The 10,868-nt window shown below is 60.4% G+C and carries 14 protein-coding genes and 1 other RNA gene; 8 read left to right on the forward strand and 7 right to left on the reverse strand.

The genetic code is table 11. From position 1 onward, the window contains the following. Window positions 1–4 precede the first annotated feature (4 nt). Genes ubiH through DBR18_RS09300 form a run of 3 tightly spaced genes read right to left on the reverse strand, consistent with a single transcriptional unit; the run spans window position 5 to window position 3,111 of the window. On the reverse strand, window positions 5–1,192 hold the full coding sequence (gene ubiH, locus DBR18_RS09290; protein ID WP_108590107.1) for a 2-octaprenyl-6-methoxyphenyl hydroxylase: 1,188 nt from the start codon (window positions 1,190–1,192) through the stop codon (window positions 5–7). Further along, window positions 1,189–2,523 (reverse strand): Xaa-Pro aminopeptidase, encoded by a 1,335-nt coding sequence (gene pepP / locus DBR18_RS09295; RefSeq protein WP_108590108.1) that lies wholly within the window; start codon window positions 2,521–2,523, stop codon window positions 1,189–1,191. The genes ubiH and pepP overlap by 4 nt, the downstream gene beginning before the upstream one ends. A gap of 27 nt (window positions 2,524–2,550) precedes the next feature. After that, window positions 2,551–3,111, reverse strand: coding sequence for a YecA family protein (locus tag DBR18_RS09300; protein ID WP_108590109.1), 561 nt, complete (start codon window positions 3,109–3,111; stop codon window positions 2,551–2,553). Between the two features lie 127 nt (window positions 3,112–3,238). Between DBR18_RS09300 and DBR18_RS09305 the strand changes: the two genes are divergently transcribed. The 4 genes from DBR18_RS09305 (at window position 3,239) to DBR18_RS09320 (ending at window position 4,657) form a co-directional block, all read left to right on the forward strand. Further along, window positions 3,239–3,448 carry a TIGR02449 family protein gene (locus DBR18_RS09305; RefSeq protein WP_108590110.1) on the forward strand — a complete coding sequence of 70 codons (210 nt, stop codon included), beginning with the start codon at window positions 3,239–3,241 and terminating at the stop codon, window positions 3,446–3,448. Then, the gene (locus DBR18_RS09310) at window positions 3,445–3,762 is read left to right on the forward strand and encodes a cell division protein ZapA (protein ID WP_007967943.1); all 318 of its coding nucleotides are present in this window, start codon (window positions 3,445–3,447) and stop codon (window positions 3,760–3,762) included. The genes DBR18_RS09305 and DBR18_RS09310 overlap by 4 nt, the downstream gene beginning before the upstream one ends. A gap of 30 nt (window positions 3,763–3,792) precedes the next feature. Beyond that, window positions 3,793–3,971: non-coding RNA, 6S RNA (gene ssrS, locus DBR18_RS09315), on the forward strand. Between the two features lie 80 nt (window positions 3,972–4,051). Next, window positions 4,052–4,657, forward strand: coding sequence for a 5-formyltetrahydrofolate cyclo-ligase (locus tag DBR18_RS09320; protein WP_108590111.1), 606 nt, complete (start codon window positions 4,052–4,054; stop codon window positions 4,655–4,657). A gap of 36 nt (window positions 4,658–4,693) precedes the next feature. Here the strand turns inward: DBR18_RS09320 and DBR18_RS28380 are convergent, their stop codons facing one another. Beyond that, window positions 4,694–4,849: a hypothetical protein gene (locus tag DBR18_RS28380; RefSeq protein ID WP_086792358.1), complete on the reverse strand. Its 156-nt coding sequence runs from the start codon at window positions 4,847–4,849 to the stop codon at window positions 4,694–4,696. Window positions 4,850–5,045: 196 nt separating this feature from the next. Between DBR18_RS28380 and DBR18_RS09325 the strand changes: the two genes are divergently transcribed. After that, window positions 5,046–5,498 (forward strand): EVE domain-containing protein, encoded by a 453-nt coding sequence (locus DBR18_RS09325; RefSeq protein WP_108590112.1) that lies wholly within the window; start codon window positions 5,046–5,048, stop codon window positions 5,496–5,498. Between the two features lie 141 nt (window positions 5,499–5,639). Here DBR18_RS09325 and DBR18_RS09330 read toward each other — a convergent pair whose 3' ends face one another. Further along, on the reverse strand, window positions 5,640–6,047 hold the full coding sequence (locus tag DBR18_RS09330; RefSeq protein ID WP_177482361.1) for a flagellar basal body-associated protein FliL: 408 nt from the start codon (window positions 6,045–6,047) through the stop codon (window positions 5,640–5,642). 150 nt (window positions 6,048–6,197) lie between these two features. Here DBR18_RS09330 and DBR18_RS09335 point away from each other — a divergent pair, with 150 nt between their 5' ends. Next, window positions 6,198–7,175, forward strand: coding sequence for an NADPH:quinone oxidoreductase family protein (locus DBR18_RS09335; protein WP_108590114.1), 978 nt, complete (start codon window positions 6,198–6,200; stop codon window positions 7,173–7,175). A 14-nt stretch (window positions 7,176–7,189) separates the two neighbouring features. On the opposite strand, the gene DBR18_RS09340 is transcribed toward DBR18_RS09335, so the two are convergent. Then, a complete protein-coding gene (locus tag DBR18_RS09340) occupies window positions 7,190–7,819 on the reverse strand; it encodes a flagellar basal body-associated protein FliL (RefSeq protein ID WP_108590115.1) in 630 nt (209 codons plus the stop codon). A 226-nt stretch (window positions 7,820–8,045) separates the two neighbouring features. On the opposite strand from DBR18_RS09340, the gene glpT reads away from it, so the two are divergent. After that, window positions 8,046–9,395, forward strand: coding sequence for a glycerol-3-phosphate transporter (glpT, locus tag DBR18_RS09345; RefSeq protein ID WP_108590116.1), 1,350 nt, complete (start codon window positions 8,046–8,048; stop codon window positions 9,393–9,395). Here the strand turns inward: glpT and DBR18_RS09350 are convergent. Then, window positions 9,371–10,039 (reverse strand): gamma-glutamylcyclotransferase, encoded by a 669-nt coding sequence (locus DBR18_RS09350; protein WP_108590117.1) that lies wholly within the window; start codon window positions 10,037–10,039, stop codon window positions 9,371–9,373. The two genes, glpT and DBR18_RS09350, sit on opposite strands and share 25 nt — an antisense overlap. A 354-nt stretch (window positions 10,040–10,393) precedes the next feature. Here DBR18_RS09350 and DBR18_RS09355 point away from each other — a divergent pair, with 354 nt between their 5' ends. Beyond that, complete coding sequence (locus tag DBR18_RS09355; protein WP_108590118.1) at window positions 10,394–10,867, forward strand: sn-glycerol-3-phosphate transporter; 474 nt, start codon at window positions 10,394–10,396, stop codon at window positions 10,865–10,867. The last annotated feature ends 1 nt before the right edge of the window (window position 10,868 follow it).

Raw genomic sequence — 10,868 nt, forward strand, 5'->3', positions numbered from 1 at the left:
CCGCTCAAGCATCCGGCCGCGTCCCCAGCCCCATGGCCTGACGGGCAAACCAGCGCTTGGCCGGTGGCAGCAGATCGAGACCGAGCAGGCCGATGTTGCGCCCCAGCGAGACCAGCGGCTGAGTGCTGCCGAACAGCCGGGTGACCTGATCGGAGAAGCCCACGGTGAGCTCCTGATCCTGACGCTGGCGCTCGCGATAGGCCTGCAACGTGGCGAAGTCACCCAGCGGTTTATCGCTGGCGAGCAGTGCGGCAGCCAGTGCATCAGCATCACGCAGGGACAGATTGAAACCCTGCCCGGCAATCGGATGCAGGCTGTGTGCAGCGTTACCGAGTACGGCCAGATGCGAGCGCACTTGCTCTTCGGCCTCCACCAGCGACAACGGATACAGATGCCGCGCGCCAACCTGTTTCAAAGTGCCGAGGCGGTAGCCGAACACACCCTGCAATTCGCTGAGGAAATCGCGCTCGCTCAGATCGGCCAAACGCTGCGCGTCCATGCCCAGACGGGTCCAGACCAGCGCGCAGCGGTTGTCCGGCAGCGGCAGCAGGGCCATCGGCCCTTCGTCGGTGAAGCGCTCGAAGGCCATGCCGTTGTGCGCTTCGCTCGGGGTGATGTTGGCGATCAGCGCGCTCTGGTTATACGGACGCTTGCGCACGTTGATGCCCAACTGCTCGCGCAGACCGGAACGGCCGCCATCAGCCAGCACCGCCAGATCGCATTCGAGCGTGGTTTCATCGTTGAGCGTCAGGCGATAGCCGTCAGGCAGCGGCTCCATGTGCGTGACTTCCGCCGGGCAACGCCAGCTGATCACGTCTTTATCCAGATGCTGCCACAGGCACTGGCCCAGCCAGGCGTTTTCCACCACGTAGCCCAAGGCCGGCACGCCCTCTTCCATCGCCGACAAACGGGCGGTGGAGAAGCGACCACGGTCGGACACGTGAATCTGTTTGATCGGCTCGGCGCGGCGGGAAATTTCCTGCCACACGCCCAGCCGTTGATAGATCTGCCGCGAACCAAAGGACAGCGCCGACGAACGCGCGTCGTAGCTCGGCTGCCAGCTGTCGCCGGGGGCGAACGGTTCGATCAGGACGATTTTCCAGCCCCGGGCCTTGGCCCCGGCCTGCAAGGCCAGCGCCAGACTGGCGCCGACCAGACCGCCACCGATGATTGCCAGATTGACTCGACTCATGCCGCGTGTGTCCGTGCTTGCGCCATCAGCGCTTCGATCTCGGCGACGGTTTTCGGTACGCCACTGGTCAATATTTCACAACCGCTCTTGGTCACTACCACGTCATCCTCGATGCGCACGCCAATGCCGCGCCATTTCTTCGCTACGTTCTGGTTGTCCGGGGCGATGTAGATGCCCGGCTCCACGGTCAGCGCCATGCCGACCTCCAGCACGCGCCATTCGCCGCCGACCTTGTATTCACCGACGTCGTGTACATCCATGCCCAGCCAGTGGCCGGCACGGTGCATGTAAAACGCTTTATAGGCTTCGGTCGCGATCAACTCATCGACCTCGCCTTGCAGGATTCCGAGTTTGACCAGGCCTGCGGTGATCACCCGCACTGTCGCTTCGTGCGCCTGATTCCAGTTTTTATTCGGGGCGATTTCAGCGAATGCGGCTTCCTGCGAGGCCAGCACCAGCTCGTAAATCGCTTTTTGCTCCGGCGAGAACTTGCCGTTGACCGGCCAGGTGCGAGTGATGTCGCTGGCGTAGCAGTCGATCTCGCAACCGGCGTCGATCAACACCAGATCGCCGTCCCTGAGCAGTGCGTCATTCTGCTGGTAATGCAGGATGCAGCTGTTGCGCCCGGCGGCGACGATCGAACCGTAAGCCGGCATCTTCGCCCCGCCCTTGCGGAATTCGTAATCGAGTTCGGCTTCGAGGCTGTATTCATATAGTCCCGGGCGGCTGGCCTGCATCGCCCGAATATGCGCCTGAGCGGAAATCCGCGCGGCTTCGCGCATCACCTTCACTTCTGCCGCCGATTTATACAGGCGCATGTCGTGCAGCAGGTGATCCAGGGCAACGAATTCGTTCGGCGGCTGGGCGCCGAGGTGCGCCTTGGAGCGGATCACGTTGATCCAGTCCATCAGGTGGCGGTCGAACTCCGGGTTGCTGCCCATCGCCGAATACACCCGGTCGCGGCCCTCGATCAGGCCCGGCAGGATGTCGTCGATGTCGGTAATCGGGAAGGCGTCGTCAGCGCCGTACTCACGGATCGCGCCTTCCTGCCCTGCACGCAGGCCGTCCCACAACTCGCGTTCGGCGTTGCGCTCGCGGCAGAACAGCACGTACTCGCCATGCTCGCGGCCGGGCATCAGGACGATGACGGCTTGTGGCTCGGGGAAACCGCTGAGGTACTGGAAGTCGCTGTCCTGACGGTAGACATGCTCGACGTCGCGGTTGCGGATCGCCACCGCAGCGGCGGGCAGGATCGCAATGCTGTTGGGTTCCATCTGCGCCATCAGGGCCTTGCGGCGACGGCTGTATTCCGCTTTGGGGATATGGGTCATGGGCAGATGGCTTTCCCTGGCACGCGATTAATGCAGCGACGGCTTGGCGGCTGGCGGCACGTCGGCTTTCCTGGTTTCCGAGAACAGCAGCAGCGGCGCGACGCGCAGGTACTCCATGACTTCCATGTAGTCGGTTTCGCCGTCTTCGGACTCTTCCAGAGCGTCTTGCACCTGGGAAATCGCCGCCAGATCCTGCAGCACTTCGGTGGCTTCGGTACTGAGCATGCTGCTGTCGCGGCAGTTCAGGCCGAAACCGCTGAGGAAGCCCTGGCACCACTGGCCCAGTGCGGCGGCGCGGTCGGCCAGAGGTGCGTCGTCGGTCGGCAGCAGCAGAACGACGGTGACGTCGCTACCGGTCAACTCACCCTTGACCATTTCTTGCAGGCCGATCAGGGCGTTACGGACGTTGTCCTGGATATCGCCTTCGAGCAGTTCGGCGGCGTCGATCAGCCAGCCTTCGTTATCGAAGCCGGCGCCGGCGCAGCTGCGGCCGAGCAGCAGGCCATGCAGTTCGGCAGGCGAGACGTTGTGGCCGCTGGTGGTCAGCAGGGTGGCAAAGGCTTGGTACGGGGAATTCGCAATGGTCATGGGCAGCTAGGCGCCAGACGGCGCTATGTCTAGAATGAAGGCCTTGTATCCTACATCGACAGACTCGCCAAGACTATTAAAGGCTGTCCGCCTGTTACCTCCATCAGACACCTATTCAGTGGACACAATGGAAGACACCGACCTGCAAGCGCTGATGGCCAGACTCGAAAAGCTGATTAGCCGAGTCGAGCAACTAAAGAGTCAAAATGCACTCTTACAAGCTCAGGAAAAGACCTGGCGCGAGGAACGCGCGCACCTCATTGAAAAAAACGAAATCGCCCGGCGTAAGGTCGAATCGATGATTTCGCGCCTCAAGGCCCTGGAGCAAGACTCATGAGTTCAAGCAATAGCGTTACCGTGCAGATCCTCGATAAAGAATATTCGATCATCTGCCCGCAGGAAGAACGCAGCAATCTGGTCAGTGCCGCACGTTATCTGGACGGCAAGATGCGCGAGATCCGCAGCAGCGGCAAAGTCATCGGTGCCGATCGCATTGCGGTGATGGCCGCGCTGAACATCACCCACGACCTCTTGCACAAAGAGGAGCGCCCGGACATCCAGGCCAGCGGCTCGACCCGTGAACAGGTGCGCGACTTGCTCGATCGTGTCGATCTGGTGCTGGCCGACGATCCGGACATCAGCAAGGGCTGATTCGCCAGGCCGCTTGAGGTATACTCGCGGCACTCCCTGGGGTGCTTGCCAGTTGACGATGTCCCTGAGCCGATTTGCACTACCCTGGAGGTTGCACGTTGGGCTGGTGTGCATGTCCGCCAGACGGAAAGCCTTAAAGTCTACTGCATCCTCCACCTTGAACTTTCGGGTTCAAGGGCTAAGTTGACAGCGGTTCATCCGGGGAGCCTGATTCGAATCCGATGCCGGTTTTTGCCGGCATCGGATTTTTTATGCGTGCGTTTTCGCCCTCACCTGCCGAAGCCGAACCATGACCGAACCTGCGCTGCTGCCCCGCCCGCAACTCCGCCGCCTGCTGCGCAAGGCGCGCCGCTCACTGACTCCCGGTGAACAACGGCAGGCCGCCAAAGGCCTGTTCCGCCAACTGGCACAAGACCCGCATTTCCGCCGGGCGAAACACATTTCCCTGTATCTGCCCACCGATGGCGAAATCGACCCGCGCCTGCTGCTGCGTGAAGCCCAGCGCCGGGGCAAAGCCACGTATCTGCCGGTGCTCAGCGCCTGGCCGCGAACCAAAATGGTGTTTCAGCGCATTCGCCCTGGCGACAAGCTCAAGCCCAATCGCTTCCGCATTCTCGAACCGCGGGCCAATCTGGCTCGTCAGCGCAAGATCTGGACCCTGGATCTGGTGCTGTTGCCACTGGTGGGTTTTGACGATGTGGGCGGACGCCTGGGAATGGGCGGCGGTTTCTACGACCGCAGTCTGGCCTACCTGGCCCGGCGCAAGCGCTGGCGCAAGCCGACATTGCTGGGTCTGGCGCATGAATGTCAGAAGGTCGAACGCCTGGCACAGGCAAGCTGGGATGTACCGTTGCAAGGCACGGTCACCGACAAGGCGTGGTATTTCGCAGGATAGACGCCGCGCAGATCAGCGGCGTCGGGGAAGACTATTTCAGCGCTTGAACGCAGTCGACTGTTGGACCTGTTGCGCAACTTCAATCGGAGCATCGGTCTTGCTCGTCCACAGACTTTGCGCATAACCGGTGGTCACGACGCCAAGGCCGAACAAAATAACCAAAGTCCAAAGCAAATCCGGTTTGCGTTTCATCGATTGCCCCCCTCAAGGCACATCATCACGATGACAGCAGCGGTTTCCGTTCGTAGCCGTGCAGCAGCGTCAAGCTTTAAAGGCCGGCATTTTGCGACAACGTGAACCTCGGCGCAAATGCTGGCGTCAACCGACCGTCGGTTTGTCATAAAATTGCCCGACAACCTGCCCAATGACCGCTTGAGGAGCAAAAAACATGGCCTATTGGCTGATGAAATCCGAGCCCGATGAACTCTCGATCAATGGTCTGGAGAAACTCGGCACAGCGCGCTGGGACGGGGTTCGCAACTATCAGGCGCGCAATTTCCTGCGGGCGATGTCGGTCGGGGACGAGTTCTTTTTCTACCATTCCAGCTGCCCCGAGCCGGGGATTGCCGGCATCGGCAAGATTATTCAGGCGGCGTACCCGGATCCCACCGCACTGGAACCGGAGAGCCATTACTTCGATCCGAAGGCCACGCCGGAGAAAAACGCCTGGAGTGCAATTGATGTCGAACATGTCGAGACGTTTGCGCGGGTATTGAAGCTGGATTATCTGAAGCAGCAGACCGCGCTTGCCGAGATGCCATTGGTGCAGAAGGGCTCGCGGCTGTCGGTGATGCCGGTGACGGCGGAGCAGTGGGCGGCGGTGATCGCGTTAAAACCCTGAATCATTTGGCGCTTGCCAACATGCGATCGCTGGCAAGCCAGCTCCCACAGGGATTTTCAGTGAACACATATTTTGTGACCACCCGAAAAACCTGTGGGAGCTGGCTTGTCAGCGATGGGGCCGGCCCGGACAAAAAAAGACTTATTGAATGATCAGGTTGTTGAACAACAGATCCTCAACCACCGGCTTGCCGGTCTCGTCATTCATCACTTGCTGGGTCTGCTTCAGGGCTTCCTGACGCAGCTTCTCTTTACCTTCGATGCTGCCCATCGCTTCAGTCGTCTGCTGAGTGAACAGTGCCACCAGTTGGTTGCGGATCAGCGGCTCATTGGCCTTGACCAGTTTGGTCGCCTCGTCGCCGGTCACACGCAGCGCCACATCCGCCTTGTAGACCTTCAGCTTGGGCGTGCCGTCCAGCCCGTAGTTGCCCACGAACGGCGGGCTCAGGGTGATGTAGTTGACCTTCGGCGCCTCGCCTTCTTTGGCTTCTTCGGCCAGCGCTGCCACAGGCAGAGACAGGGCCAGCAACAACATGATCCACGCTTTCACAATTCGCTCCTTATCCGGTTTGCGGCCTAGCATAACGACCCGCCGCGCAAGCACAAGCTTATGGCTGACTATCAGGGCCGGGCATGCTCGTTGACCCGTTGACTGACACACCTACACTTATCGGCCATCACTCCCAAAGGAATAGCCCTGATGAAAGCCGTGCTGTGCAAAGCCTTCGGCCCTGCCGAATCGCTGGTGCTGGAAGACGTCGCCAGCCCTGTGGCAAAGAAGAACGAAATCCTCCTGGAGGTGCACGCCGCCGGGGTCAACTTTCCGGACACGCTGATCATCGAGGGCAAATACCAGTTCAAGCCGCCCTTCCCGTTCTCCCCAGGGGGCGAAGCGGCCGGCGTGGTCAGCGCTGTCGGCGAAAAGGTCAGCCACCTGAAGGTCGGCGACCGGGTCATGGCCCTGACCGGCTGGGGCAGCTTCGCCGAACAGGTCGCGGTGCCGGGCTACAACGTACTGCCGATCCCGCCGTCGATGGACTTCAACACCGCCGCCGCGTTCAGCATGACCTACGGCACTTCGATGCACGCCCTTAAACAACGGGCCAACCTGCAACCGGGCGAGACCTTGCTGGTGCTCGGCGCTTCCGGCGGTGTCGGCCTGGCGGCGGTGGAAATCGGCAAAGCCATGGGCGCCCGGGTCATCGCCGCCGCCAGCAGCGCGGAAAAACTCGCCGTGGCCAAGGCTGCCGGCGCCGACGAGTTGATCAACTACAGCGAAACCAGTCTCAAGGACGAGATCAAACGCCTCACCGACGGCCAGGGCGCCGACGTGATCTACGACCCGGTCGGTGGCGACCTGTTCGATCAGGCCATCCGCGCCATCGCCTGGAACGGCCGCTTGCTGGTGGTCGGCTTCGCCAGCGGACGCATCCCCGAGCTGCCGGTCAACCTCGCCCTGCTCAAAGGTGCAGCCGTGCTCGGCGTGTTCTGGGGTTCTTTTGCCCAGCGCCAGCCACAGGACAACGCGGCGAACTTCCAGCAACTGTTCGGCTGGTTCGCCGAGGGCAAGTTGAAGCCGCTGGTGTCGCAGGTGTACCCACTGAGCGACGCGGCGCAGGCGATCAATGATCTGGGGCAACGCAAGGCGGTGGGCAAGGTGGTGGTGCAGGTGCGCTGAAACCGTAGCGTGTTTCAGCCGCCGGGCGATGGCGCCGCGTCGCCCGGCAACAGATGCTCCTGCACTTTCAGGCTGCGAGACGGCATCAGCCGTCCGTTATCATCGAAGCGCAGGACGATCACCCAGTCGAAGACATCATCCGGCCATTTTTCCTCCCCCATCAGCGCAGTGGCGTCGCCGCCAAAAGCTTTGATCAGTTTGTTGATATGGCCGTGGTGCCAGGCGATCAGCACTGTTTGCGCCTGATTGCTCTTGCGCAACAGTTTGACCAGATGATGCAGATCGCCATTGACGTAGGGCTGCTCGATCGGCAGGTTCAGGCGCTCGGCCAACGGGGTCAGCGTCAGCCGCGAGCGTGAGCTCTCCGGAGTATCGCCGGCGGCGATCAGGCGCTGGGGGGTGAACGTCTGGCCGTCGAGCTTCAGCGGATTGAAATAGTCGACGTAGGCGACGGCGCGCTGTTCGCCGCGAGCATTGAGCAGCGAACCCGCGTCCGGTTTTTCCGCATGACGGATGATCAGCACCGTGGTGTTACGCAGGCCGGAATGGGCCGGATGATCGGTGAAGATCAATGTCAGCATCACCACGGCGAGCCCCGTCGCCACCAGAAACCTCGGCACCAACATGCGAACCTTCAGTGGCATTTCTTCTCTCGACTGATCAATCGGCTGAACGGGCCGCGAGTCTAAGTCACCCCATGTTCATAAGTGGTGAAAACGCCCCGTTCTTACAGCTGAGCGACAGGTTCGTAAAAGAACGCGCGACTTCCAACATTTTCCGCTGTTTTGCCGATGCGAACCGGTGCTATTTTCGGTAACGAAACTGTAACATTCGCATCCGCAGTCAAAACAAGAAATCTGGAGCTCTTGAATGTTTGCTTTCTTTCGTCCTGCCGCACATCAGGCTCCATTGCCTGAAGAAAAAATCGACAGTACCTACCGACGTCTGCGCTGGCAGATCTTCGCCGGTATCTTCTTTGGCTACGCGGGTTACTACCTGCTGCGCAAGAACTTCTCCCTGGCCATGCCGTACCTGATCGACGAAGGCTACAGCCGTGGCGATCTGGGTCTGGCGATGTCGGCCATCGCCATTGCTTACGGCCTGTCGAAGTTCTTGATGGGCCTGGTCTCCGACCGTTCCAACCCGCGTTACTTCCTGCCGTTCGGCCTACTGGTGTCGGCCGGGGTGATGTTCATTTTCGGTTTCGCGCCGTGGGCGACGTCCAGCGTGACCATGATGTTCATCCTGCTGTTCATCAACGGCTGGGCCCAGGGCATGGGCTGGCCGCCGAGCGGTCGCACCATGGTGCACTGGTGGTCGCAGAAGGAACGTGGCGGCGTGGTATCGGTGTGGAACGTGGCGCATAACGTCGGCGGCGGTCTGATCGGCCCGCTGTTCCTGATCGGCATGGGCCTGTTCAATGACTGGCACGCAGCGTTCTACGTACCGGCAGCGGTAGCGCTGGGCGTGGCAGTGTTTGCCTTCATCACCATGCGCGATACTCCGCAATCGGTCGGCCTGCCGCCCATCGAGAAGTACAAGAACGATTACCCGGAAGGCTACGACGCCAGCCACGAAGACGAATTCAGCGCCAAGGAAATCTTCGTCAAATACGTTCTGCGCAACAAAATGCTCTGGTACATCGCCATGGCCAACGTCTTCGTCTACCTGCTGCGCTACGGCGTACTGGTCTGGGCGCCGACCTACCTGAAAGAAGCCAAGCACTTCGACGTCGACAAGACTTCGTGGGCCTACTTCTTCTACGAATGGGCGGGCATTCCGGGCACGCTGCTGTGCGGCTGGATGTCGGACAAGATCTTCCGTGGCAACCGTGGCCTGACCGGCATGGTGTTCATGGCGCTGGTGACCGTGGCAACCCTGGTTTACTGGCTGAACCCGGCCGGCAACCCGACCGTGGACATGATCGCGCTGTTCTCGATCGGCTTCCTGATCTACGGCCCGGTGATGCTGATCGGCCTGCAGGCACTGGAACTGGCACCGAAGAAAGCCGCCGGTACGGCTGCGGGCTTCACCGGTCTGTTCGGCTATCTGGGTGGTTCGGTCGCGGCCAGTGCCGCCATGGGCTACACCGTTGACCACTTCGGCTGGGACGGTGGTTTCGTGCTGCTGGTGGGCGCTTGTCTGCTGTCGATGGCCTTCCTGGCCCCGACGCTATGGCACAAACAAGTCGCCAGTCAGAGCCGTGAAGCCGTCGCCTGATCGGCTTTTGACTGACAGCGCTTGAGCCGCGCCTCCAGATTCCGATCCGGCATGGCGTGGCTGCGCAGGGCGTGGGCGGTCTGCTCGACATAATCGCGAGTGGTGCCGTAACGCCCGCAAGCGCTTTCGAACACCTGGCTCAGCACATGATCCGGCAGGTTGCCGGCGTAGCTGGGCAGGTGTCGCTCCAGAACAAACCCTAGCGCCTGAACCTGACTGCCATCTTCGAGCCGGCAGTTGAGCCAGTGCGGGCGATAGGACGGAAACGGCATCTCGCGTTTCCACAGCGCGTACAACGCACTGTCGAGATTCTCTTCCGGCAGCCGATAGGCGAAGCCGCTGCACGAACCGCCACGATCCAGACCGAACACCAGGCCGGGCATTTCCGGCGTACCGCGATGCTCATGCGACCACAGGTACAAGCCTCGGTGGTAGCCATGGACTCGTCCACGCATACGCTCCACCGCCGTACATTCCGGGCGCCAGATCAGCGACCCGTAGGCGAACAGCCACACCGGCCCGCCCTTGTGACGCGCCATGGTCGATTGCATCGAGACGAGAAGTTGTTCGTGGGTCAGCTGCGGCCCCAGATCGAGCCGCGGAGGATAAGCCAGATTCACAAAAGCAGATTCAATGGCTGTCATGACGGAAGTGTTCGGCCCCGCAAGTATTACAAGATGTAAGCACAATTCGCTTGATAGAACATATAGCAGTAACTGTAAAACGAAAAGTGCTAAAGGATGTATGACCTGCCCGATAGCTTTAATTGGGGATTATCAGCCCCGGCCATGCGGTTTTATATAGCCTAATACCATTGCAGAAATATCTTAAATACCCGAATGAAATATGCATAAGCCTTCGCTTGTTCAGGTTTCGTTCATGAAGGCACGGGAAACTTCCTACTAAAATATCGGACTTTCTTTCTTCTCCGTCGCTGAACGCCTACGTATAACGGCCTTCCTCTGGCACAAGCCATCCCGTTTAACCGAGGCTGCACAATGAAAATCCCGACACTTCTGGCCGCATTGCTGATGACTCAGGCCGGCCATGCATTGGCCGAGGACGATGCACAGGACAAAGGCTTCTGGTATGCCCAGACCAGCGTCTACACCCGGCATTATTCGCCCGACCCCGAGCACAATAATCATCAGGACCTGATCGGTATCGAACGTAATCAGGCTTCCGGCTGGGTATTTGGCGGGGCAACTTTCCGCAATTCGTTTCGTCAGCGTTCGAACTATGCCTATGTCGGCAAGCGCTATGACAGCAGCGAGTATCCGGTGTATCTGAAAGTCACCGGTGGGCTGTTGCAGGGTTATCGCGGTGATTACAAGGACAAGATCCCGTTGAACCGCTACGGCGTTGCGCCGGTGATCATTCCGTCCATCGGTACTCACTATGGCCCGTTGGCCGCCGAGCTGGTGTTTCTCGGCGCCAACGCAGCAATGGTGACTAGCGGCGTGCGTTTCTAAG

Source organism: Pseudomonas sp. HMWF021 (assembly GCF_003061005.1).
GTDB lineage: Bacteria > Pseudomonadota > Gammaproteobacteria > Pseudomonadales > Pseudomonadaceae > Aquipseudomonas.